22 protein-coding genes are annotated in these 22,459 nt (G+C 70.7%); 7 read left to right on the top strand and 15 right to left on the bottom strand.

The features are described 5' to 3' along the window. Positions 1-13: 13 nt before the first annotated feature. The 8 genes from SXIM_RS24825 to SXIM_RS24790 form a co-directional block, all read right to left on the bottom strand. Positions 14-796, bottom strand: coding sequence for an enoyl-CoA hydratase/isomerase family protein (locus SXIM_RS24825; protein WP_030731473.1), 783 nt, complete (start codon positions 794-796; stop codon positions 14-16). A 16-nt stretch (positions 797-812) separates the two neighbouring features. Continuing rightward, on the bottom strand, positions 813-1,886 hold the full coding sequence (locus tag SXIM_RS24820; protein ID WP_234306846.1) for a cytochrome P450: 1,074 nt from the start codon (positions 1,884-1,886) through the stop codon (positions 813-815). A gap of 338 nt (positions 1,887-2,224) precedes the next feature. After that, positions 2,225-3,613 carry a cytochrome P450 gene (locus SXIM_RS24815; protein WP_046725159.1) on the bottom strand — a complete coding sequence of 463 codons (1,389 nt, stop codon included), beginning with the start codon at positions 3,611-3,613 and terminating at the stop codon, positions 2,225-2,227. An 8-nt stretch (positions 3,614-3,621) separates the two neighbouring features. Continuing rightward, positions 3,622-4,212 (bottom strand): GTP-binding protein, encoded by a 591-nt coding sequence (locus tag SXIM_RS24810; protein WP_030731464.1) that lies wholly within the window; start codon positions 4,210-4,212, stop codon positions 3,622-3,624. Further along, positions 4,187-4,564: a DUF742 domain-containing protein gene (locus SXIM_RS24805; RefSeq protein WP_030731461.1), complete on the bottom strand. Its 378-nt coding sequence runs from the start codon at positions 4,562-4,564 to the stop codon at positions 4,187-4,189. The genes SXIM_RS24810 and SXIM_RS24805 overlap by 26 nt, the downstream gene beginning before the upstream one ends. Next, entirely contained in the window at positions 4,561-4,962 is a 402-nt protein-coding gene (locus SXIM_RS24800) for a roadblock/LC7 domain-containing protein (protein WP_030731459.1), read from the bottom strand. Before SXIM_RS24800 ends, SXIM_RS24805 begins: the two co-directional genes overlap by 4 nt. Next, positions 4,959-6,077, bottom strand: coding sequence for an ATP-binding protein (locus SXIM_RS24795; RefSeq protein WP_030731457.1), 1,119 nt, complete (start codon positions 6,075-6,077; stop codon positions 4,959-4,961). Before SXIM_RS24795 ends, SXIM_RS24800 begins: the two co-directional genes overlap by 4 nt. A gap of 452 nt (positions 6,078-6,529) precedes the next feature. Next, positions 6,530-7,447, bottom strand: a complete 918-nt coding sequence (locus SXIM_RS24790; protein WP_030731455.1) for a carbohydrate kinase family protein — start codon at positions 7,445-7,447, stop codon at positions 6,530-6,532. A 204-nt stretch (positions 7,448-7,651) separates the two neighbouring features. Here SXIM_RS24790 and SXIM_RS24785 point away from each other — a divergent pair, with 204 nt between their 5' ends. Both SXIM_RS24785 and SXIM_RS24780 read left to right on the top strand, forming a co-directional pair. After that, positions 7,652-8,446 carry a hypothetical protein gene (locus SXIM_RS24785; RefSeq protein WP_053116296.1) on the top strand — a complete coding sequence of 265 codons (795 nt, stop codon included), beginning with the start codon at positions 7,652-7,654 and terminating at the stop codon, positions 8,444-8,446. A 128-nt stretch (positions 8,447-8,574) separates the two neighbouring features. Beyond that, positions 8,575-9,507, top strand: a complete 933-nt coding sequence (locus SXIM_RS24780) for an alpha/beta fold hydrolase (RefSeq protein ID WP_046725910.1) — start codon at positions 8,575-8,577, stop codon at positions 9,505-9,507. Between the two features lie 85 nt (positions 9,508-9,592). Here SXIM_RS24780 and SXIM_RS24775 read toward each other — a convergent pair whose 3' ends face one another. The 3 genes from SXIM_RS24775 to SXIM_RS24765 all read right to left on the bottom strand — a co-directional run bounded on the left by SXIM_RS24775 (position 9,593) and on the right by SXIM_RS24765 (position 11,872). After that, on the bottom strand, positions 9,593-10,300 hold the full coding sequence (locus SXIM_RS24775; RefSeq protein WP_030731446.1) for a lytic polysaccharide monooxygenase auxiliary activity family 9 protein: 708 nt from the start codon (positions 10,298-10,300) through the stop codon (positions 9,593-9,595). A 90-nt stretch (positions 10,301-10,390) separates the two neighbouring features. After that, a complete protein-coding gene (locus SXIM_RS24770; protein ID WP_030731443.1) occupies positions 10,391-11,323 on the bottom strand; it encodes a helix-turn-helix domain-containing protein in 933 nt (310 codons plus the stop codon). A gap of 303 nt (positions 11,324-11,626) precedes the next feature. Beyond that, positions 11,627-11,872 (bottom strand): DUF397 domain-containing protein, encoded by a 246-nt coding sequence (locus SXIM_RS24765; protein WP_030731440.1) that lies wholly within the window; start codon positions 11,870-11,872, stop codon positions 11,627-11,629. Positions 11,873-12,142: 270 nt separating this feature from the next. Between SXIM_RS24765 and SXIM_RS27600 the strand changes: the two genes are divergently transcribed. Continuing rightward, a complete protein-coding gene (locus tag SXIM_RS27600; protein ID WP_053116295.1) occupies positions 12,143-12,784 on the top strand; it encodes an ATP-binding protein in 642 nt (213 codons plus the stop codon). Between the two features lie 183 nt (positions 12,785-12,967). Here the strand turns inward: SXIM_RS27600 and SXIM_RS24760 are convergent, their stop codons facing one another. Beyond that, positions 12,968-13,480, bottom strand: a complete 513-nt coding sequence (locus tag SXIM_RS24760) for a DUF1203 domain-containing protein (RefSeq protein ID WP_046725158.1) — start codon at positions 13,478-13,480, stop codon at positions 12,968-12,970. A 148-nt stretch (positions 13,481-13,628) separates the two neighbouring features. On the opposite strand from SXIM_RS24760, the gene SXIM_RS24755 reads away from it, so the two are divergent. After that, positions 13,629-14,294 carry a S1 family peptidase gene (locus SXIM_RS24755; RefSeq protein WP_030731434.1) on the top strand — a complete coding sequence of 222 codons (666 nt, stop codon included), beginning with the start codon at positions 13,629-13,631 and terminating at the stop codon, positions 14,292-14,294. A 137-nt stretch (positions 14,295-14,431) separates the two neighbouring features. On the opposite strand, the gene SXIM_RS24750 is transcribed toward SXIM_RS24755, so the two are convergent. Then, on the bottom strand, positions 14,432-15,310 hold the full coding sequence (locus SXIM_RS24750; RefSeq protein ID WP_030731431.1) for a glycoside hydrolase family 19 protein: 879 nt from the start codon (positions 15,308-15,310) through the stop codon (positions 14,432-14,434). Between the two features lie 286 nt (positions 15,311-15,596). Here SXIM_RS24750 and SXIM_RS24745 point away from each other — a divergent pair, with 286 nt between their 5' ends. Further along, a complete protein-coding gene (locus SXIM_RS24745; RefSeq protein WP_046725157.1) occupies positions 15,597-16,394 on the top strand; it encodes an SGNH/GDSL hydrolase family protein in 798 nt (265 codons plus the stop codon). A 66-nt stretch (positions 16,395-16,460) separates the two neighbouring features. Here SXIM_RS24745 and SXIM_RS24740 read toward each other — a convergent pair whose 3' ends face one another. After that, entirely contained in the window at positions 16,461-18,188 is a 1,728-nt protein-coding gene (locus SXIM_RS24740; RefSeq protein ID WP_246156936.1) for a cellulase family glycosylhydrolase, read from the bottom strand. Between the two features lie 388 nt (positions 18,189-18,576). Here SXIM_RS24740 and SXIM_RS24735 point away from each other — a divergent pair, with 388 nt between their 5' ends. Then, a complete protein-coding gene (locus SXIM_RS24735; protein ID WP_030731422.1) occupies positions 18,577-19,692 on the top strand; it encodes a winged helix DNA-binding domain-containing protein in 1,116 nt (371 codons plus the stop codon). 119 nt (positions 19,693-19,811) lie between these two features. On the opposite strand, the gene SXIM_RS24730 is transcribed toward SXIM_RS24735, so the two are convergent. Then, a complete protein-coding gene (locus SXIM_RS24730) occupies positions 19,812-20,753 on the bottom strand; it encodes a ribokinase (RefSeq protein WP_046725155.1) in 942 nt (313 codons plus the stop codon). A gap of 306 nt (positions 20,754-21,059) precedes the next feature. Here SXIM_RS24730 and SXIM_RS24725 point away from each other — a divergent pair, with 306 nt between their 5' ends. Beyond that, the gene (locus tag SXIM_RS24725) at positions 21,060-22,397 is read left to right on the top strand and encodes an SGNH/GDSL hydrolase family protein (RefSeq protein WP_046725909.1); all 1,338 of its coding nucleotides are present in this window, start codon (positions 21,060-21,062) and stop codon (positions 22,395-22,397) included. The last annotated feature ends 62 nt before the right edge of the window (positions 22,398-22,459 follow it).

Genomic DNA, 22,459 nt, shown 5'->3' with positions numbered 1-22,459 from the left:
CGGAGCGGACCGCTCACAGGGTGCTCCGCTCTCCGCCGGCCGCCCGGCCCCGGTTCAGCGCCAGGGTCCCGGCCAGCAGGTCACCCTCCAGCAGGCTCGCGTCGGTGAGCCGGGCCACGGAGGAGTGCGCGTTCAGCACGGCCTTGGTGGTGCGCAGGGCGGTGCCCGGCCTGCGCAGCAGCGGACGGATCCAGCCGTCCACGACGCCGTCCAGCTCCGCTTCGGGCACCACCTTGTGCAGCAGGGACAGCTCGCGCGCGGTGGCGGCGTCGAAGCTCTCACCGGTGAGGATGAGCTCCCGGACGCGGGCGGCGCCGCACTCGTGGAGCAGCCGGGGCAGCGCACCGCCCCAGGCCACCGGCAGCCCGACGGCGAGTTCCGGCAGCCGGTAGCGGGTGTCCTCGGCGGCGGCCCGCAGGTCGCAGAAGACGGCGAGGGCGATGCCGGCGCCGATCACCCGGCCCTGGAGCCGGGCGATGGTGACGGCGCCGGTGGTGGCGAGGGAGTCGCACACCCGCCGGGCCTTGCCGCTGAGGGCGCGCATCGCGGTGCCGCTGGGGTCCTCGGCCATCAGGAGTTCGAACTCGTTGCGGTCGGCGCCCAGGCAGAAGTCGGCGCCGGTGGCGGAGAGCGTGAACACCCGGATCTCCGGGTGGTCGTGGATGAACTCCAGGACCGCGAGCAGTTCGTCGAGAACCGCCTCGGTCACCAGGTTGCCGTTCTCCGGCGTGTTCAGGCATGCGTGCACCACCGGGCCCTCGCGCTTGACGAGCAGGGTGGTGAAGTTGTCGGACATCCGGACTCCAGTTCGCTCAGCCGTCGACGACGTACAGCGCCCGCACCCGGCGGAAGGCGACCCGCGGCTCCCACTCCGGGGGGGCGCTGACGCGCAGGGTGGGGAAGCGCTTGATGACGCGCTCCAGCAGGAGGGTGGCCTCCAGCCGGGCGAGGCCGGCGCCGATGCAGTAGTGGATGCCGCCGCCGAAGGACAGATGGGTCAGATGACCGCCCTTGCGCCGAAGGTCGAAGGTGTCGGGGTTGTCGTTGCGCGCCGGGTCGTGGTTGGCGGAGGCGATGACGATGTGGATCAGCTGGTCGCGGGCGACGGAGACACCGGCCAGGTCCATGTCCTCGCCCGCGGCCCGGGTGGTGACGTGCACCGGGGGGTCGTAGCGCAGGGCCTCCTCGACCGCCTGGGGGACCTCGTCGGGGTTCCGGCGCAGCAGGCTGAGCTGGTCGGGGTGCTGATCGAGGGTCCAGATCATGCTGGACAGGACCGTCGAGGTCGTTTCCAGGGCGGCGATGACGATGAACATCGCGAGGTAGTAGAGGGTTTCGTCGGCCCGGTCGCGGTCGGGTTCCAATTCGTCCCAGACGCGGATCCACCGGGACAGGACGTCGTCGCCCATGGTGGCCCGCCGGTCCCTGATCAATCCCGTGAAGTATTCACGCAGACCGAGGGTGGCGGTATTGGCAATGGCGAGCTGACTGGCCGACGGAAGCAATTCCTGGGCGTACGCCTGACCATGTGTCAAGGAGACCAGCAATTCGTGGTCGGCGCGCGGAATTCCCAGCCATTCGCCGATCGCCGCCACCGGGAGCCGCTCACTCACGAGTTCCGCGAAATCGGCCTCGCCGTCGCGCATCCGTTCGGCGAGACCGTCGAGGAGCTCATCGACGATTCCGCCGAGGGGGGCGTAGAGCCGCCCGACGGTGTGCCGGTCGAAAAGATTTCCCAGTGCCCGGCGCTGCCGGGTGTGGTGGGGCGGGTTAATTCCTTGGAGTGCCTCGCCGAGTTCTCGTGAGGCGGGCGCCGACCAGCGCTTTTGATCGCCCTGGCGCGCCCGCCACTCACCGTCGAGTGCCTTCCACCTCTTGTCCCGCAATACCGCGTCACATATTTCATAGGTGGTGAGAAATTGAGCCCCCCAAGGGGTGGGGACCACGTCTCCCATTTCCCGGAATTTGGCATATATGGGATAAGGGTTGTCCTGGCCTTGCGCTGCGCGAAGTCGCGAAACCAAGGAGACCACGGACCGTGGATCGACTACTGTTCCCGATGTGACCGGCCCCACGATGACTCCCTGCATGTGCACCATCATTGACTCGGAAGAATTTCACCGGCCGCTGGGCTTGCGAACAGCCGGTCGAAATACGAAGGCCGTACTACCCGGATGCTTTGATGGTTTACACATGTCATGGGAATATGCTCATGTAACGTGCGTCACACGCGCCACCAGGCAAGGAACGAACTCCACACACTGCCCTTGCCCGGCTTGCTCATGGGAACGTTTGAGCCACCGTTCGACCCGGCTCCCGCGCCCCCGGAGGAAGCCTGCGGCCGGGTGGGCCGCACCGGGGCGAAGCGCGCCGGCAGCGAGGTGAGACCCCGCTGGAACGGGCCAGGACGCCACACCAGGGACTCCTCAGGCACCGCCAGCTCGATGTCGGGCAGCTGGTTGAGCAGTTTCTCGATCGCGGAGACCGCGATGAGCTGTGCCGGGTCCTTGGCGGGACAGGCGTGCGGTCCGGCACTCCACGCCAGGTGGGCGCGCTTGCTCAGGGTGTGCCGGGCGGAGGGCAGCGCGGGGTCGCTGTTGGCCGCGGCGAAGCTGATCAGCAGCAGCTCCCCGGCCTCCACCGGAACGCCCATCAGGTCGGTGTCCTGCACCGGGTAGTGCGGGGCGTAGTTGGCCATGGGCGGGGCGTCCCACAGCACCGCGTCCAGCGCGTCCTCCACCAGCAGGGCGCCGCCGAACTGTCCGCCCGAGTAACGGTCGTCGGAGAGGATCAGCTGGAGCCCGTTGGCGATCAGGTTGCGCTGCGGCTCCATGCCGGCGCTGATGAGCATGACCAGCTGATGGATCATCTCCTCGTCCGACAGCTGCGAGGAGTGCTCCATCAGCCAGGACACCACGTCCTCGCCGGGGTTGGCGCGCTTGGCGGCGATCAGCTCCTGAAGTGCCGCGGACAGCTCCTTGTTGGCGCTGTCCGCGTCCACCCCGCCGTCGAAGATGCCCGAGGTGCCGTAGATGAGCCGGTCACCGATCTCCGGGGAGCAGCCGAACAGCTCGTTGAAGACCAGCAGGGGCAGCATCCGGGCGTACTCGGTCAGCAGGTCGACCGTGCCGCGGTGGCTGAACTGGCTGACCAGGTAGGTGGAGACGCGCTCCACGTGCCGGCTCAGCCGGTGCGCGTCGATGCGCGCCAGGGAGTCGGTGATCGCCTGGCGCAGCCGCATGTGCTCCGCGCCGTCGGTGAACAGCGCGTTGGGCCGGTAGCCGAGCATCGGCAGCACCGGGCTGTCCTCCGCGATCCGCCCCTCCTTCAGGTCCGCCCACCGGCGGGCGTCCTTGGAGAAACGCTCGGGGTTCTGCAGCACGTGCAGGGCCGCGGCGTAGTCCGTGACCAGCGTGGCCTCGACGCCGGGGCTGAGCTCCACCGGGGCGGCCGGGCCGAACTGGCGCAGGTACGTGTAGAAGGACTGCGGGTCCGCCGCGAACTCCTCCCCGTACAGCGGGACGCTCTCGTACTCGTACTGCTCCTCGGTGGCACCTCCCTGGTGGGCCGGGCAGCCGGGCGGCGGACTGTCGTATCTGGGCTGGGGTTCCATCGATACTCCTAGCTGGAACGATTCTGCAGATAACGCACCAAAGCCACCAGCGCGTTCGCGGATGACTTCTCGTCACGTGCGTCACAGGTCACGATCGGGGTGTCGGGCAACAGGTCGAGCGCTTCCCGCAGTTCCTCGTCCGCCCGGTTCGGCTGACCGTCGAACCGGTTGATCGCGATGGCGAAGGGAATGCCGTACTTCTCGACCAGGTCCATGATCGCGAACGATTCCTGGAGGCGCTCGGGGTCCACGAGCACCAGCGCGCCCAGGGCACCCCGGCTCATGTCCTCCCACACCTGGACGAAGCGCTGCTGACCGGGTGTACCGAACAAGTACAGGACCAGCCGGTCACTGAGGGTGAGTCGGCCGAAGTCCATGGCCACCGTGGTGGTGGTCTTGCCGTGCACCCCCTTCAGATCGTCGATCTCCGCGCCCGCCTGCGTCATCGTCTCCTCGGTGCGCAGCGGGGGGATTTCGGACAGCGTTCCGATGAATGTCGTCTTGCCTACGGCGAAATGGCCGACCACCAGGATTTTTGCGGCGATCTGCACACTTTCCTGGAGGTGGACGCTGTTACCCGAAGCGTGCCTGGAGTCCATTCAGCACCTCCTGCAGAACCTGGACGTCGGTCAGATGGGCGCGCGGGATCGGGGCACGCATCATGATGCGTCCCTCTTCCGCGAGATCGGACAGCAGAACCTTGATAATGCCGACCGGCAGATCCAGATGACCGGCGATCTCGGCGACCGAAAGATAACCGCCTTCGCACAGCTCCATCACGCTGCGCTTCTCCGGGTCCAGAGGACCCTGCTGCTGGCTTCCCTCGGAGGCCGTAACCAAAGTGATCAACTCAAAGCGATCGCTTTGTGGCAGACCGCGACCATTGGTGATCACATACGGACGCACTAAATCAGCAGCCTCGGCGGGCAGCTCGTCTGGGACATCACTCATGTGGGGATACCGGAATTCTCACGGGGAGGAGTCGACAGCGCCTTGCCGAGCTGATTGACCAGCTGCTGCATCCGGAAGGTGATGTCGGCCATGTCCACCTGGGGAGACGCGGAGACCGCGAGGTAGGCGCCCTCACCGGCCGAGATCAGGAACACGAAACCGCTGTCGAACTCCACCAGGGTCTGCCGCCAGCGCATCGCGCCGTCACCGCCGAAGCCCGCCACCGTACGGCTGAGCGACTGCATGCCGCTCATCGCCGCCGCGATGGTGTCCGCGTCGTCCTTCGGGACGTCCTTGGAGCGGGCCATCAGCAGACCGTCGGCCGACACCAGCAGGGCGTGCCGGGCCTCGGGCACCTCAAGGGCGCTCTCCAGCATCCAAGAGAGATCGTGGTTCACTGCTGCTCGGGTCCTTCCGTGCTGGGAGCGGTGTTACGGCCGGCCTGAGTGCCTCGCTGGAAGGCGCCCATGATCGATGCGGTCTCTTCGCTGGAGCGCGCCGGCGTACCGGCGCCACGCGACTCGGGCGGCACGATGGACATCCCGCGGCGCCTGCGCTTGGGCAGCCCACCGGCGGTGGTCCCGGTGACCGGGGCCGGCACCTGACCGGGTGCCGGCGCTTCGGTCGCGGGCGTCGTCTCCGGCTCGGGCTCGGGCATGGTGGTAAGCAGCTCCTGGGGCAGAAGGACTACCGCACGCACACCGCCGTAGGGGGACGAGGAGTCCACGGAGACGTTGAACCCGTACCGCGCGGCGAGCACGCCGATGACCGCGAAGCCGAACTGCGGCGGGTTGCCCAGCTCGGTCACCCCGGGCGGGGTGTCCCCGGACAGCAGCCGCGCCGCCCGGTTCTTCTCCTCCTCGTTCATGCCGACGCCCGCGTCATCGATCATCACGATGACGCCCTTGGGCACCGTACGGATGTTGATCTCGATCGTGGTCTCGGGGGACGAGTAGCTCGTCGCGTTGTCCAGCAGCTCGGCCAGAGCCAGGGCCACCGGCTCCACCGCACGGCTGACCACCGCGAAGTTGCTCTGCGAGCGCACCTCCACCCGGGTGTAGTGCCGGATACGGCCCTTGGCGCTGCGCACCACGTCATAGACGGAGGCCACCGCACGGGACCGGCCCAGCCACCCGTCGCACAGCACGGCGATGGACTGCGCACGCCGGCCGAACTGCGAGTTCATGTGGTCGATCTCCAGGAGGTCCTGGAGAATGTGCAGGTCTCCGTACTTGTCCTGCACCTTGGAGATGGACAGCTGCTGCTCGTTGGCCAGACCCTGAAGGGTCCGCATGGCGGCCTTCAGAGCGGTCTTGGTGCCCTCCTCGGCGCGGCTCTCGGCCTCGGCCACGGCTTCGGCGAAGGAGCCCTCCAGCTCCGCGTGCCGGGTGGCCAGCTCATCCTTCTCTTCACGTAGCTTTGCTCTCGCTTTTCGGCCGCGATAAATCACGGTGGCGGCGAGAGGGGTTCCGGCAACCAAACCCCAGACCGCTGGATCCTGTAGTGACGTCATGAGATTCTCTTTAAGCTAGACCGCATCTATTCGCTTCCTGGCACAGTTCTTTCACAAAGAAAGAACTGGCTTCACATGTAATCCCCAATTGACCGCAACGCGGGCAGCATCGTCGATGCGGTGCGAGTCGGCCTGCCTGCGGCAGTCTTGGGGATTACCGGCGCTCGGCCGGGCGCACACCGCATAACGGCTGGTCAGGAGGCCGGTTGGACTCCACCCCTGACGGCAGGAGATGCCCTGCTGACGGCATAACGCTCCTCAGGGATGGCCCGCTCGGCTGATGTGCCTGATTGCCGTTCGCCATACGTGCCCACAGCTCGTTTGGCAAGCGCGGTGATCGTATCATCAGCAACACGGCCGTTGCTTCTCACCAGGCCATCGCACAAGTTTCCCTGACGGTCTTTCAGAAGCCCAATGGTCTCTGCCAATTGGACAACCTTGCCACGCCCCGACTAACGGCCGTTGTCCCCGACGGCGGCGGCGAGTTCCGCGGTGGTCGGCGGATTCGCCCCGGTCCTGGTGCAGTTGATCGCAGCCGCCAGCGCACACCGCGTCAGCACCTCGGCGAGCAGGGCGGGTTGACGCGGCACCGCGCCATGGCCGGCGATGGCGTCGAGCAGCGCAGCCTGGAACGTGTCCCCCGCCCCGATGGTGTCCACCACGGAGATCGACGGGGCCTGCGCGTGCACCTCGTCATCGGCGGTCAGCGCCAGCGCACCCTCGGGGCCCAGCGTCACCACCACCAGCTCCGGGCCGAGCGCCAGCAGTTCACGGGCGGCGTCGCGCGCGGAGAGCCCCGGGTACAGCCAGCCGAGATCCTCGTCACTGGCCTTCAGCACGTCCGCCGCCGCGGCCAGTCGCCCGCAGGCCGCCCGATAGGCGTCCCGGTCGGGCTGCACGGCGGGCCGCACATTGAGGTCGGCCACCACCGTGGTGCCGGCGGCGCGCTGCTCCCGGCACAGCTCCAGCACCCGGGAGGCACCCGGCTCGATGACCACCGCCAGCGAACCGGTGTGCAGCACGGCGGTGTCCGCCGGCACCTCGATGCGCCGCGGATCCCAGTCGGCGAGGAAGTCGTACCGGGCACCACCGTGCGCGTCCAGGTAGGCCAGCGCCACCATCGTCCGCTCGGAGCCGGCCGGCGCGCGGCGCACCTCCACCCCTATGCCGTCCAGATGCTCGCGCACCAGCGCCCCGGGAACGTCGTCGCCCCAGGCGGTGATCAGGGTGACCGGGCGGTCCAGCCGGTGCAGGCCGACCGCCACGTTCGCCGGGCTGCCGCCGGGAACCGCCTTCAGCTCCCGTTCGCCGGCCCGCCACAGCAGATCGACCAGTACCTCACCGACAACGGTCACCCGGCCCGCGTTCATGCGCTCGCTCCCTCCGCACCGGACAGCCGGTACATCACACCCACAACCGCACCATCATCTGTCGCGCGGCCCCGGAACAGCAAGATCAGGACCGTGTGAGGTTGGTGCCGCCGGGCGCCCGCCGCACGCCCGGGTCGTGGCGGTGGCTGTGATCCCCGACACGGCCGCGTTTCGGCCCCCCGTCCGGCTGGGAGGATCGCGACCATGACGGCCGGCTTCACCGTGGACATCACGGGCACCCAGGGCATGCGGACCGGAGAATGGGCGCAGGGCGAGGAGTTCGCCATCCTCCCCGATCGCCGGCTTCAGCAGCGGCGGGAGGAGAACGGGGGGCATCGGGTACGCCTGTACGCGCCCGACGACCCGGCGGTGGCCGGGAGCGGGGGCGGCACCGCCACGCTGGTCAAGGTGGCGGCCGGCCGCCCGCAGGTGTCGGAACCGGTCACCGTGGCCGAGGTGGAGGAGCGGACCCGCGGCGGGTACGGCACACCGCACCCCGTTCTCGTTCTGCACGATCCCGCCGGCCGGCCGACGGCCACCGTGCGGCCCGAAGAGCCCGGGGTCACCGCGCCCCGGCACTTCACGGTGACCGACGCCGAGGGCCTCCCCCTGTGCCGGATCACCCACGGCCCCTCCCGCATCGGCCGGCGCGGCTACTGGCGGATCGACTTCCCCGACGGGCGTCCGCCGCTGACCGGCCGCCGGGGCACCTGGGCGGGCTGGCTCGGCTTCGTCCTGCTGCTGCCGCTGTGGGTGATCTTCTTCATCGGCTCGGTGCTGGTCACCCTGCTGACCCTGGGCCATGTCGGCGAGATGCTGGTGTGGGGCTGCCCCAAGAACGTGGTGTGGCGCCGGGACCGCACCCTGCCCGGGCGCGGACGGGCCATGACGTTCAGTTATATGCGCACCGGCTATCGCTTCGACGCCGCGCTGCTGGAGGAGCGGATCGCCCACAGTCAGGCGGCCCTGCACTACTTCACCAAGATGCACACCGACTGAGCCGCCGCGCTCGCGCCACCGGAGGGCTTGCGGTTAGGTGGTCAGCGGGAGCCGGCCGGACGACGCACGCCGGGAGCGCGCGCCCCGTACGGCGGCAGCGGCCGTACGGGAGAACAGGGGAACCAGTGGTGGAGACCGAGACCCGCACCGAGGAGATCACCGCGCCCGACGGCGTCACCGTGGTGGCCCACAGCTGGCTCCCGCCCGGCGGCACCGGCGCCGTACGCGGCTGGGTGCAGCTGGTGCACGGAGCCGCCGAGCACGGGCTGCGCTACGACCGCTTCGCCCGCCGGCTGACCGCGCGCGGCCTGGGGGTGATCGCCTCCGACCACCGCGGGCACGGCGCGACCGCCGCGCACACCGGCGGCCTGGGGGTGGTCGGCGCCTCCGGGTGGCGGGCGGTCGTCGATGACCTGCGGCTGGTCGGCGAGCGGGCGCGCTCGCGGGTGCCCGGAGTGCCACTGGTGCTGCTCGGGCACTCCATGGGATCCCAGCTCGCCAGGGACTACGCGCAGGAGTACGGGGACGGACTCGCCGGGCTGCTGCTGACCGGGACCTTCCGCTCGCTGCCCGGATGCGATCCGCAGACGGCGCTGGATGAGCTGCACCGGCAGATCGAGCGGGAGGGGCGGGCGGCGGCGTCAACCTTCGTACCGCGGCTGTTCGGGTCGTTCAACGATCCGTATCCGTTCCGCACCGGATTCGAATGGTTGTCCCGGGACACCGCGGAGGTGGACGCCTACGTCGCCGACGAACGCTGCGGATTCCCCTTCAGCGCCGGGCTGGCGCTGGACTGGGTGGCGGGAAACCGCAAGATCAACGATCCCGCACAGCAGGCCCGGATCCCGCGCGACCTGCCCGTCCATCTCGCCGTCGGGGACCAGGACCCCTGCCACGCCCGGATGTCGCTGGTGTACGGACTGCTGGAGGACTTCCGCTACGCCGGCACCCGCGAGCTGAGCTGGCGGGCCTACCCACGGGCACGGCACGAGATCCTCAACGAGACCAACCGGGAAGAGGTCATCCGCGACCTGGTGACCGTGGTCGACCGCTGGATCTGAGACCTTCCCGGAGAGGTGGCGCGCCGGACCTGCCACCCCCTCCGTGGGGGGCGAGGAGGTGGCAAGCCCGTGCGTCACTCCCGTGTCAGCCGAAGATCACATCGCTGCACAGGTAGTACGTCTGATCCATGTGCGCGGCCCGCCAGATCGTGTAGACCATGTGCCGGCCGGTACGCCCCGGAGCGCCGGCGTCGATCGAGACCGTGACACCGCCGAGCTGCGGTTCGGTGGACGGGGTGCCCTCGCCCGGCGCGTACGAGCCGGTGGTGCGCACCAGTTCCAGATCGCTCCACTTCAGGGCCTGGGTCGCCGGGTTGAAACCCTGTTTGGTGACGTAGACCTGGAAGTACGTGGCGCCGTGCAGGGCGGCGTCGTGCACCCGCACCGTGAAGTTCGAGCTGTTGGCGATGTTGGTCGCCTGCCAGGCGCCCACGGTGTCCATGGAGCGGTAGCGGCCACCCTCGGCCTGTCCGCCGCTGCACAGCTGGCCGTCCGGGATGGCGGCCTGGTGGTTGTTGTTGACGCCGTCGCGGTACAGGCCGTTCCAGTTCCACATGGCGCTGGGGTTGTCCTGCCACGCCTGCCAGCACATGGGGTCCTGGTTGGCCATGTCCGGGTTCTGGAAGTCGTTGCCCCAGCGCTTCCAGCAGCTGTAGTTGCGGGACATCGGATCGATGGTGGAGCCGTGCGCGGCGGCGGTGTCCGCCCACGGGATGAGACACAGCAGCGCGGCGGTCGCCACCGCCAGGGCCCGTAACAGCCCGGAACGCCGTGAGTGTGCAAGGGAATGCATGCCGACCCTCCATTGATGCGGCTCATGAATGGGAGCGCTCCCAGCGTAGGGCCGGAGCCAGTGCCCGAACAGATGCCCGACCTGATCGACTCAGGCCGGTCCCGCGCCGGGCACGGGCGGGTCGGGAAAGGAGAGACGGGAGAGGAACTCCGGGGTGCGGCTGTCCGGTTCGGCGCTCGCGCACAGGCTGTCCATCACGGCCATGTAGTCCTCGACGTCGTCCCGCTTGTCGAGGTACAGCGCGCTGTTGAGCTGCTCCAGGTAGACGATGTCCGGCAGATCGGGCTCCATGAAGCGCAGGATGGTGACCGGAGCCCCGGCGGTGGCCAGACCGCCGAGGTGGAACGGCGCGATCTGGATGGTCACATTGGGCAGTTCGGCCAGCTCGCGCAGATGCTCGATCTGGGCGCGCATGGCCGCCGCACCGCCCAGCGGACGGTGCAGGGCCGCCTCGTCGACCACCGCCCACAGCTTGGGGCCGCACCTGCGGCGCAGCAGCTGCTGGCGTTCCAGGCGCAGTTCGACCCGCCGGTTGATCTGCCGCGGCGTCTCACGGGGGTGACCGAGCGCGATGCAGGCGCGTGCGTAGTCGGGGGTCTGCAGCAGCCCGGGGATGAACTGCACCTCGTAGGTGCGGATCACCGAGGCGGCCTCCTCCAGGCCGATGAGGGTCTCGAACCAGTTGGGCAGCACATCGCTGTACTTCTGCCACCAGCCCGGACTGCCGGCCTGCCGGGTGAGTTCCAGCAGTTCGGCGCGGCGCGGGGCGTCGACCACGCCGTACAGGGTGAGCAGATCGGCGACGTCCCGCTCCTTGGCGGCAACGCGGCCCAGTTCCAGCCGGCTGATCTTGGCGTGCGAGGCGCGGATCGCCCGGCCGGCCTCCTCGGGACGGATGCCGCGGTCCTCCCGCAGCCGGCGCAGCTGGGTGCCGAGCACGATGCGCAGTGCGGTGGGGCCGCCCCGCGCGTGGGAGAGCAGGTCCGTCACGGAGGAGGCGCGGCCGGGTTCTGCTGAGGCCATCTGAGTTCCCCTGAGTGGTTGAAATGTGCACCCAGTGTCGCACTGCGGGGACGCCTCGTACAGCAACGCCCGCTCCACTCAGGGGAATTTCAGCTCCGTCCGGGCCGGGCGGCTAGGCCCTTTCTGACAAATCCCGCCTGGCCCACGTCGCCTGGCACGGCACCTCGCTGCGTTGTCGAGACGCCCAAGTAGCCCACTACGAGGCCGCCCCTCCGCCTTGCGATGCTCCCCCAGCCTTCGGCCGGGAGGTGCCCCCAGCACCAGACAACGCGGGCCCGACCGGCGCCATGTGTCAGACAGGACCTAGCCCGTGACGTCGGCCAGATCGTCGAAATCGCCGTCCTTGGCGCCGTTGATGAAGGCGCTCATCTCGGCCCTGGTGTAGATGAGCGCCGGGCCCAACGGGTCACGGGAGTTGCGTACGGCCACCGCGCCGTCGGCCAACGCGGCCACCTCGACACAGTTTCCGCTCGGGTTGCTGCGGGCGCTCTTGCGCCAGACCGCTCCCTCGAGACGCTCGGCTGACATCCCGTTGGCGAACTGCGGCATAACTCCTCCTCGGTCACCGTGCCGGCCTCTGCGGGCCGGTGGTGGGCGGTCGTTCGGATCCAGACCGATTACTTCCCCCGTCGGCGCGTGTTCTTGCATCTGTTCTTGCATTCGTTCTTTCAGATGTACTTGCAGCGATACGCTCGGTTCAGTGAGGATAGACCCAGCGGAGTCGTCGCTCAGAGTCAGCTTTTGGAAACACAGTGCAGCGGAGGACCTATGCCAGCTCACTCGCCGTGGTGGACGCCCGGGGAAACACCGGGGCAGCGAGTGAGGGGGGCCCGGGGTGCGGCGGCGCTCAGCCCCGCGGCCGGGCCGGGGCTGCCCGCGCTGCCGGCGCTCGGCGGACTGCCCGCGCTGCCGCCCCCGGACGGCCGTGGCCCGATGCGTGGTTCGGACGGCGCCGAGCCGGACTCCGCCGGTTTCGCGACCTTTCCGCTGGCCGACTCGCCCACCTCCCCAGCCGCCGCGCGGGAGCTCACGCGCACGACCCTGGCCGGATGGGGGCTGACGGAGCTGGCGGACGACGCCACGGTGATCGTCTCGGAGCTGGTCACCAACGCCCTGCGGTACGGTGCGCCGCCGACCGGTTCCGCCGGTCGTCCGCTGCCGCCGGCCACCCGTGACCAACCGTTTCTGCTGAGCCTGGTGCACTGCGGCGGTTCGGTGCTGTGCGCGGTCTTCGACCCGGGCAGCGAGGTTCCGGTGGTACGGGAGCCGGACTTCTTCCAGGAGTCGGGCCGGGGACTGCACGTCCTGGAGTCACTGGCGCAGACCTGGGGCTGGACCGCGCCCAACACCCATGGCAAGGCGGTCTGGGCGCTGCTGCCCCCGCCCGTACGGCCGCCGCGGGCGCGACGGGGGCCGCCCGCCCGGCGACGGGTCGCGAGGAGACCGAGTGGAACCCGCTGACCAGGCTGTTGCTGCTGCTGGAGCTGCTGAGCGGGCCCTCCTGGCTGAAGGAGCTCAGCGCGCGGGGAGTCGAGAACTAGGACGTGTCCCGGGCCGCGCGGTGGCGTCGCCGCAGGACCGGACCGCCGGGGCGCCGAAGGCTCACGCGGTGGCCGGCTCGGCGAACGGCCACCGGCGGAATGGTCAGGGCCTGGGCACCTCGTACAGGAAGCAGCCGTACTCCACCGCCCGTATGTGCACGCGTGCGACCTGTGGGTCGGCGAAGGCCGTGTGCAGCGCCCGGTCCACGGTGGCTCGCGCGCGTCCCGGATCCTGGGGCAGCCGCACGAGTTCGCCTCCCGTGATCCACCCTGCGCCGCTGTACCGGCGCAGCACGCGCAGCGCCCCGGTCTCGGCGAACGGATGAGCGATCGCCGGGTCCGGGCCCTCGCACCGGTCGGTGTGGACGAAGACCGGCCCCACCTCGTCATACGCTCCCGGGTCGACGCCCTTCTCCGCCGCCCACCGGCGCAGCGGGGCGTAGGAGAGGAGCAAGAGGCGTTCCCCGGCGCGGGCACGGCGCAGACAGCAGCGCAGCGGCGATCCGTTCGCGTCGTGCGGGTGCGGACGGGGAACCGCTCCGGCGTCGTCGCGTGCCCGCAGGGCGTCCAGAACGTGCGCGGGGATGGCGGACGCCTGATACCTCACTGTCGTCATGCGCCCAGGCTGCCCGACCGCGGCCGCCGGCACCGGCGGGATCACGACACCGCGCTCGGCGGCCTGAGGTCGGGGCGCGACGGGCAGAATGACGGGGGCATGTCATCCATGCGACTGCCCCTCTTCCTCATTCCCCCAGGAGGCCGCCATGCGTCTGCTCCGGTACGGATCCGCCCTGTTGGCCCTGCTGACCGCGATGTCGCTGCTCATCGCGACCCCCGCCGTCGCGGCCGGCCCGACGGTACGCGGCGGCGATCGCGTGTACAGCTCGTCCGGCGGTTCCTGCGCCATCGGCTTCAACGCCCACGGCGGCGGGACCCAGCGCTACGGCCTGCTCCCGGGCGGCTGCGGCGGCGCCGTCACCACCTGGTACGCGGATTCCGCCCTCACCGTGCCGATCGGCACCACGGCGGCGAGCTCCTTCCCCGGCGGTGGCTGGGCGCTGATCCAGTACAACGCGACGGTGAACGCGCCGGGTGAGATCAGCGTCGGCGGTGCCGGGTACCCGATCACCGGGGCCGCCTCGCCCGTCGTGGGCGGGCGGGTGTGCCTGGCGACGCCCGCCTCGGGGACGAGATGCGGCACGGTCACGGCCGTCAATCTGACGGTCAATGTGGGGAGTGGGGCCTACAGCGGGGTCTTCGCCGCGAACCTCTGCGTGGAGTCCGGCACCGCGCCCGGCACGCCGTCCTTCTCCGGCAGCGCCGGGGTGGGCGTGCTGATCGGGAGCAGTGGCAACTGCGTGACGGGCGGCACCTCGTACCACCTGCCCGTCGTCCGGGCCCTGAACTCCTTCGGCCTGTCCCTGGTCTGAGGCGCGCGCCGCCACGTCGTTCAACTCTTCATGGCGCGTGCCCGTGCGGCAGGGCCGGCCAACCCCCTCCCGGCGGGCCGTGGTGGCTCGCCGGGAGGGGGCGTGGGTCGCGCGGGGACCGCCGTACGTGCCCCGGATCAGCAGTAGAGGTTGCCGCCGGTGGTGGTGCCCAGCAGCTGGCTGAAGTGGGTGAAGGTGTTGACCCGGCTCTGGACCTGGCCGGGGTTGCCGCCGTTGCACTCGATGCTGCCGTTGATGCTGCGGATCGACTCACCGAAGCCGGCGCCGCTGACGATGGCCTGGTGGCCGCTCATGTTCCCGGCACCCGACTGGGTGTTCCAGAACCACAGGGCGGTGCGCCAGGCGACGGCCGCGTCGTTCTGCACCAGCCAGGGGTTGCCGAGCAGGTCGATGCCGAGGGCGTCACCCGCGGCCTTGTAGTTGAAGTTCCAGCTCAGCTGGATGGGACCGCGACCGTAGTAGGCGGCCTGGCCGGCCGGGCAGCCGTAGGGCTGGCTCCAGTCGCAGTAGTGGGGGTAGTTGGCGGTGTTCTGCTCCACGATGTGGACCAGGCCGCCGGTCTCGTGGCTGACGTTGGCAAGGAAAGCCGCGGCCTCGCGGCGCTTGACCTCGTCGCTGCCGGTGTTGGCGAAGCCGGGGTAGGAGCTGAGCGCCGCGACCAGGCCGCTGTAGGTGTAGAAGGAGTTCCGGTTCGGGAACATCTGGTTGAACTGGGCCTCGCTCACGACGAACCCGCTCGGGTTGCCCGGGTTCCCGCCGCCGTCGCAGCTGTGCGGATGCCAGTACCAGTAGCTGATGACCGGGTCGTAGCCCGGGTTCTCGTGTTCCGCCCGGTAGTAGCTGCCGTTGTACCGGACGATGCTGCCGGCCGGGTACCAGGTGCCGGCGACCCAGTTCGTCGCCGTCTCGCAGGTGGTGCCGGCGGCCCGGACGGGAGCCGCGTTCACCGCGGGCACCAGGGTGGCCCCGAGTCCGACGGCGAGGAGGACGGTCATCAGTAACGTGACGAAGCGTTGTCTCAGCACGCGGTTTCTCCTTGGAGGAGCGACGGCGTGGCCGCGGCCACGCCGTGCCGTGGGGGTAACGGCCACACTGAAGCGCGACCGGCCCACCTCCGTCAAGGTCTAGACCAGACCGATACGCGGAGCCGTACCTTTCCGCAGCGGAGCGCCCTCCCCCCATCGTTCGCCGGGACTTCATCCGCGATTTTGGCATGAACACTTCCTTCAACGCGCGTAGCTTGCTACAAGTGCGGCAGCAGACCCGCTCGTTGGAGGCTCAGTGAGATTGACCCGATCCCTGTCGGCCGCATCCGTCATCGTCTTCGCCCTGCTGCTCGCACTGCTGGGCATCAGCCCGGCCCAGGCAGCCGGCCCGGCCTATGTGGCCCTGGGGGATTCCTATTCCTCGGGCAACGGCGCCGGAAATTACATCGATTCGAGCGGTGACTGTCACCGCAGCAACAACGCGTACCCCGCCCGCTGGGCGGCGGCCAACGCACCGTCCTCCTTCACCTTCGCGGCCTGCTCGGGGGCGGTGACCACGGATGTGATCAACAATCAGCTGGGCGGCCTCAACGCGTCCACCGGCCTGGTCAGCATCACCATCGGCGGCAATGACGCGGGCTTCGCGGACGCCATGACCACCTGTGTCACCAGCTCGGACAGCACCTGCCTCAACCGGCTGGCCACCGCCACCAACTACATCAACACCACCCTGCCCGCCCGGCTCGACGCGGTCTACAGCCAGATCAAGGCCCGCGCCCCCAACGCCCGCGTGGTCGTCCTCGGCTACCCGCGCATGTACCTGGCCTCGAACCCCTGGTACTGCCTGGGCCTGAGCAACACCAAGCGCGCGGCCATCAACACCACCGCCGACACCCTCAACTCGGTGATCTCCTCCCGGGCGACCGCCCACGGATTCCGCTTCGGCGATGTCCGCCCGACCTTCAACAACCACGAACTGTGCTCCGGGAACGACTGGCTGCACTCGCTCACCCTGCCGATATGGGAGTCGTACCACCCCACCAGCACGGGCCATCAGAGCGGCTATCTGCCGGTCCTCAACGCCAACGCCTGACCGGCCCCGCGAACGGCGGCGCCCGCCCCGCGCGTGACGCGCGGGGCGGGCGCCGCCGCGCGTTGATCAGCCCACAGTGCCGGTGACGGTCCCACCGTCACGGTCGAGGGTGTACGTCACGGTCGCGCCGCTCCAGAAGTGGAACGTCAGCAGGACCGTGGAGCCGTCCCTGACCTCGCCGAAGAACTCCGGGGTCAGCGTGATCACCCCTCCGCCGTAGCCGGGGGCGAAGGCGGCGCCGAACTCCTTGTAGGACGTCCAGTCGTGCGGCCCGGCGTTGCCGCCGTCCGCGTAGACCGCTTCCATGGTCGCCAGCCGGTCCCCGCGGAAGTCGGTGGGGATGTCCGTGCCGGAGGTGGTCCCGGTGGTGTCCGAGAGCACCGGGGGCTCGTACCGGATGATGTGCAGGTCCCAGGGAACGCCACGGGCGAACGCGACCGTAAGCACCGCGCTGACCCCGTGCGGGCGGTCCGCCGTGAGGCGGGCCAGCGTGTCCGCGGTGAGGGTGAGCCGGTCGCCCTCCACCGTGTAGTCGGTGCCCGCGACCAGCTCGTCCGTGCCGTGGCGCACCGCCGTCACCGTCGTGCCGGCCAGGGAGAGCGCGACGGTCGCGGCCTGCGGGGTCCCGGTCGCCGGGACGAAGATCTGGTCGGTGGACCCGGTGGCCGAGTCGACCGTCCAGCTGGAGCTGATCTGCCGGTACAGCGCCGGGTCGCGCCAGGTGAGCGCGGCGCGGTCGAAGTGCTGGCCGTTGTCCCACCACATGGTGGTCAGCTGCTTCTGCCGGGCGTAACCGCCCAGGAACTCGAAGAACTTGAGCTTCTCGCCCTGCTGGATGGTGTCGGTGCTCCGGTCGAAGCCGAGCAGTCCGTACTCCCCCACGATCACGGGGACGCCGCGTGCGGTGAAGGCGTCGTGCACCCGGTCGAAGGCGTCGGTCAGATCCTGCCGCGCGACCGCGTCGAAGCGGGTGCCGCCGGCGACGTTCACGCTGAACGGCCAGTAGCCGTAGAAGTGCACCGTGGCCACCAGCTGCGGATCGTCGATGGCCTCGATGGTTTCGGCCAGTTCGTCCACCCGCTCCTGCTCGGGTGAGGCGTGCAGGGTCGTCAGGACGAGGGGGCGGGTGGCGTTGGTGCCGCCCGTGTCGCGCACCCGGTCGACGAAGACGCTGTTGAGCTCGTGCAGCAGCTCCGCGTTCTGGGCGTCACCCGAACTTCCCTCGAAGAACGGCTCGTTGATGCTCTCCAGCAGCAACCGCGCCGGGGCGTCCCGCACCGCGGCGGCGATCTGGTCCCAGGTCGCGGTGAACCGCGCCAGCACGGCCTCGCGCTGTGCGGGCATCTGCATCACCCACTGCCAGGAGTCGTGATGCACGTTGAGCAGGACGTACAGATCCTCCTCCAGTGCCCAGTCGACGACCTCGGTGACCCGGGCGAGGTGGTCGGGGTCGATGGCGTACGCGGGGGCCGGGCCCTGGTGCTGGCTCCAGGTCACCGGGATCCGCACGCTGTTGAAGCCCTGCGCGCGGATGGCCCGCAACTGCTCACGGGTCACCCGGGGGTTGCCCCAGGAGGTCTCGTCGGGTCCGGTGGCATCCAGGGTGTTGCCCAGATTCCAGCCCGGCTGCATCGCGGCGACCGCGTCCGCCGCCGATTCCCGGGTCCCGGTGCCGGCCCCGGGCGCGGCCGGCGACGCTCGCTCCGTCGCAGCCGAGACCGGGCCCGCCAGTCCAAGGATCAGCATCGCCAGCGCCGTCAGTACGGCGTACCACCATGATGAACGGCTCTTCACCCTCGCACCTTCCGTTCGTTCGCTGCCTGTCCAGGACAGCGGCGGCTCGTACGGGAGAGTTATGGGAGCGCTCCCAATCGGGACTGTAACGGCTGAGTCCTCAGACGTCACCGGTGTGCGCGGCGGTAACGAGGCGGCGGACCGGGCGGGCGCGGAACGACTGGCGCCGTTCACGGCGGGCCGGGGCCGGGGCGGCAGTCCGGCGAAGGGAGCGGTGCGGCCCCGCTGTCCGCCAGGAAGAGGACATCTCTTGGCCGCTAGCCCTGCGAGGCTGGACGCCATGCCGGAACGGCCCGCCACCACGCCGCCGCCCGGCTCGCCTCCCTCCCCGTGTCCCGCGCCCCGCCCGGCCCGGCTCCCACGCAATCGAAAGGAACAGCTCCCGCCCATGACCGTTCTGGACACCCGCTCCCTCAACCGAGCCACCCTGGCGCGGCAGTTGCTGCTCGACCGCGCCGGCCTGCCGGTCCTCGACGCCGTCGCGCGACTGGGCGGACTGCAGGCGCAGGAGCCCCAGGAACCGTTCACCGGACTGTGGTCCCGGCTGCGGGGTTTCCAGCCGAAGACGCTCTCGGACCTGTTGCTGGGACGGCGCGTGGTGCGCACCCATCTGATGCGCCGCACCGTCCATCTCGTCACCGCGGACGATGTGCTGGCCTGGCGCTCCCGGCACGACGCCATGCTGCGTCAGCGGGGAATCGGCGCCTACCGTGCCGAGCTGGCGGATGTCGACCTCGATGAACTGGCCGCGGCCGGACGGGCGGTGCTCGCGGACGGCCAGCCCCGTTCGATGGCCGAGATGGCACGGGCGGTGGCGGACCGCTGGCCGCGGCCGGCCCCGCGCGCGCTGGGCGAGGTGCTGGTGGCGGCGCTCATCCCGATGGTTCAGCTGCCGCCGCGCGGGCTGTGGCGGACCCGGGCGGGGGTGCGCAATCTGCCGCTGTCGGCCTGGCTGGGCCGGGCGATCGACCCGCTGCCCGAGGACCCGTCCGATCCGGTCGGCCAGGCACTGGTGCGGCGCTACCTGGCCGCGTTCGGTCCGGCCGCCACCGCCGACCTGCGCGCCTGGAGCGGGCTGGCCGGATTGCCGGCGGCGGTCTCGGCGATCCGTGCGGAACTGGTCTCCTTCCGCGACGAGCGGGGCCGCGAGTTGCTGGACCTGCCCGACGCGCCGCGCCCCGACCCGGACACCGTGGCCCCGGTGCGGTTTCTGCCGGCGTTCGACAACGCACTGCTGGGCTACGCCGACCGGGGCCGGATCGTGGACGACGCCCATCGCGGCCTGTCGGTCAGCGGTGCCCGCGTGGTGCTGGTCGACGGCCGGGTCTCCGCGACCTGGACGGTCCGGGACGGCACGGTGCGGGTCGGACCGCTGCGCCGGTTCTCGGCGGCCGAGCGGGACGAGGTGGCGAGGGAAGGGGCGGCACTGGCGTCGTTCCTGTCCGACGGAGACAGCGACCGGGTACGGATCGGGGTGGAGCCGGCCGCCGGCGCGGCGGGGTGAGGCACCGGGAGCGCCATCGCGTCCGCGCCACGGCCGCCCGACGACCGGACGCGAGGACGTGGCCGGTTTTCCGCACCGGGCCGCGCACGACGCCGCGTGGGCCCGTCGCACCGTCGGGCTCAGCGACTGGGCGTCGGCCCGGGCCGGCGCGCCGCCGTGTCGATCTCGGCTCGGGCCGGCATGGAGGAGGTGGCACCGGTGTGCTGGACGGAGAGCGCCGCGGCGGCCGTCGCCCAGGCCAGCGCCGCAGCCATCGGCCGGCCCTCGCCGCGGGCCACGGCGAGGGCGCCGGCGAAGGTGTCCCCGGCCGCCGTGGTGTCCACCGCCCGCACCGGGGCCGCCGGTACGGTGACCGGCTCGGCGCCCCGGGCGAAGTAGAGGCTGCCGGCGGCGCCGAGGGTGATCACGACCTCCGGCACGGCGTCCAGCAGGGCACGGCCCGCCCGGTGCGGATCGCGGTGGCCGGTCAGCGCCGCCGCCTCGTGCTCGTTGGGCAGCAGCACGTCCGTGCGGGCCAGCAGTCCGTCCGGCAGTGGGACCGCCGGGGCCGGGGTGAGCAGGGTGGGCACCCCGTGTGCCCCGGCCGCCTCCGCACCGGCCAGCACGCCGGCCATGGGCAGTTCGAGCTGGAGCAGCAGGGCTCCGGCGGCGGCGATGCGGCGCTCGTCACCCGGTGTCAGCGCGGTCACCGTCGCGTTGGCGCCCGGTACGACGACGATGGAGTTGCCGCCCTCGTCGTCGACCACGATGTGCGCGGTGCCGCTGGGCCCCGGCACGGTCCGCAGGCCGGCGGTGTCCACCGAGCACCCGGCGAGCGCGTCGCGCAGCCGTGGCCCGAACGCGTCGTCCCCGACCGCGCCGATCATGGTGACCCGGCCCCCGGCCAGTGCGGCGGCGATCGCCTGGTTGGTGCCCTTGCCGCCCGGCACGGTGCGGAAGTCACGCCCCGTCATGGTCTCCCCCCTGCGCGGGGCCACGGGTACGTACGCGACGAGGTCCATGTTGGCCGAGCCGAGCACCGCGATCGCCGGCCCGCCCGGTGCCGGTCCGCCGTTCGCCATCGCGTCTGTCCCCTCGTGTGTCTGTCTCCTGGGGAGAGGCCGTGTCCGTGGCTGTCCACGATGCCAGAAGCGCCGTGGTGGTGGCGATGGTGTGCGCCGGACGGTGGGTCAGGGACCGCCTCTCCCCCTCACCTGGGCCGCTGCCCCGTCCGCTGCCGCCCGCCCGACATTCGCCTCAGAACTTTCGGTGCGTCATCCTCGCGCCACGCGCCGGAGCGCACTTCCAAATTCATCGTGCTCATGTCACGATCGAGCCCGCGGATCCGCTTCGAGGATGCCGAGGCCGCCGAGGAGGGCGCCGTGTCCATGCCGCAGCAGGGAAGCAACCCCGGGAACGGACGGTTCGGCGCACTGATCACCGCGGCGCTGCTGGCTCTCGCCGTTCTGCTGGCCTCCGCCGCGGTCGCCACCGCCGGCCGGGCCGGGCCGGCCGGCGCGGACGGCCTCCCGGGGCCCGACGGCCGCTGGGTGCACAGCTGGACGGCGATGCCGCAGCTCACCGAACCGGGCAACATGCCGCCCCCGCCGTTCACCGGCCCGGGCTCCGTCCTGGTGGACACCACCGTGCGGCAGACCGCCCGCGTCACCACCGGCGGCACGGACCTGCGGCTGCGGTTCTCCAACGCCTTCGGCGACACCCCGCTGCCGCTCACCGCCGTGACCGTCGCCCTGCCCCGGGACGGCCGGGCCGGGGTCGCCGAGATCCAGCCGGAGACCCTGCGCCGGGTGACCTTCGGCGGGCAGGCGTCCGTGACCGTACCGACCGGTGCCCAGATCGTCTCCGACCCGCTGGAGATGCCGCTGCCGGCCGGCACCAACGTCACGGTCACCACCTATCTCGCCCTCGGTCAGCCCTCCCTCGCCCTCACCTCGCACCCCGGCTCGCGCACCACCTCCCATCTGCTGAACGGTGATCACACGCGGGCAGCCGAGCTGCCCGGGGCGGTCCCCGTCAACCGCTGGTACCTGCTGAGCGGCATCGAGGTGTACGCGCCGGACGGTACGGCCGCGGTGGCCGTGCTCGGCGACTCGCTGAGCGACGGCCGCGGCTCCACCACCAACGGCAACAACCGGTGGCCCGACCAGTTGTTCGACCGTCTTCAGGAGAACGCGGACACCGGGCAGGTCGCCGTCCTCAACCAGGCGGCCGGTGGCAACCGCATCCTCCAGGACGGTCTGGGCCCCAACGCGATGGCCCGTTTCGACCGGGACATCCTGGCGCACACCGGCGTCTCCTGGCTGATCGTCTTCGAAGGCATCAACGACATCGGCAACGCGCCCGCCACTGCCGCCGACCAGCAGGCACTGGCCGACGAACTCATCGCCGCCTACCAGCAGTTCATCGTCCGGGCGCACGCCAAGGACATCCGTGTGTACGGCGCGACGCTGCTGCCGTTCGCCGGGAACACCACGTACGACGACCCGGCCGGGCACCGCGAGGCCGCCCGGCAGACCGTCAACCAGTGGATCCGCACCGGCAGCGGATTCGACGCCGTTCTCGACTTCGACCGGGTGGTGCGCGACCCCGAGCGGCCCGACCGGCTGCACCCCGCACTGCACGACGGGGACTGGCTGCACCTCAACCCGGAGGGCTACCGGCTGCTCGCCGAGGCGGTTCCCGACGACCTGTTCACCGGACCGTGACGTCCCGGCCCACGGCACCGCCCCGTACCGCCTTCCCCCACAGCAGCACCTCTTCGAGGAGG

Source organism: Streptomyces xiamenensis (assembly GCF_000993785.3).
Lineage (GTDB): Bacteria > Actinomycetota > Actinomycetes > Streptomycetales > Streptomycetaceae > Streptomyces > Streptomyces xiamenensis.
Note: the sequence above shows the minus strand (reverse complement) of the source record. Positions and strands in the feature narration are given on the sequence as shown.

Bases quoted from the DNA above. Each gene is read 5' to 3' on its own strand.
- SXIM_RS24760 (WP_046725158.1), bottom strand. From the start codon at position 13,480: ATGACGACAGTGAGGTATCAGGCGTCCGCCATCCCCGCGCACGTTCTG.
- SXIM_RS24735 (WP_030731422.1), top strand. From the start codon at position 18,577: ATGACCGTTCTGGACACCCGCTCCCTCAACCGAGCCACCCTGGCGCGG.
- SXIM_RS24825 (WP_030731473.1), bottom strand. From the start codon at position 796: ATGTCCGACAACTTCACCACCCTGCTCGTCAAGCGCGAGGGCCCGGTG.
- SXIM_RS24765 (WP_030731440.1), bottom strand. From the start codon at position 11,872: ATGCCGCAGTTCGCCAACGGGATGTCAGCCGAGCGTCTCGAGGGAGCG.
- SXIM_RS24810 (WP_030731464.1), bottom strand. From the start codon at position 4,212: ATGGACTCCAGGCACGCTTCGGGTAACAGCGTCCACCTCCAGGAAAGT.
- SXIM_RS24770 (WP_030731443.1), bottom strand. From the start codon at position 11,323: ATGGCCTCAGCAGAACCCGGCCGCGCCTCCTCCGTGACGGACCTGCTC.
- SXIM_RS24730 (WP_046725155.1), bottom strand. From the start codon at position 20,753: ATGGCGAACGGCGGACCGGCACCGGGCGGGCCGGCGATCGCGGTGCTC.
- SXIM_RS24775 (WP_030731446.1), bottom strand. From the start codon at position 10,300: ATGCATTCCCTTGCACACTCACGGCGTTCCGGGCTGTTACGGGCCCTG.
- SXIM_RS24725 (WP_046725909.1), top strand. From the start codon at position 21,060: ATGCCGCAGCAGGGAAGCAACCCCGGGAACGGACGGTTCGGCGCACTG.
- SXIM_RS24795 (WP_030731457.1), bottom strand. From the start codon at position 6,077: ATGACGTCACTACAGGATCCAGCGGTCTGGGGTTTGGTTGCCGGAACC.
- SXIM_RS24790 (WP_030731455.1), bottom strand. From the start codon at position 7,447: ATGAACGCGGGCCGGGTGACCGTTGTCGGTGAGGTACTGGTCGATCTG.
- SXIM_RS24805 (WP_030731461.1), bottom strand. From the start codon at position 4,564: ATGAGTGATGTCCCAGACGAGCTGCCCGCCGAGGCTGCTGATTTAGTG.
- SXIM_RS24755 (WP_030731434.1), top strand. From the start codon at position 13,629: ATGCGTCTGCTCCGGTACGGATCCGCCCTGTTGGCCCTGCTGACCGCG.
- SXIM_RS24815 (WP_046725159.1), bottom strand. From the start codon at position 3,613: ATGGAACCCCAGCCCAGATACGACAGTCCGCCGCCCGGCTGCCCGGCC.
- SXIM_RS24785 (WP_053116296.1), top strand. From the start codon at position 7,652: ATGACGGCCGGCTTCACCGTGGACATCACGGGCACCCAGGGCATGCGG.
- SXIM_RS24750 (WP_030731431.1), bottom strand. From the start codon at position 15,310: ATGACCGTCCTCCTCGCCGTCGGACTCGGGGCCACCCTGGTGCCCGCG.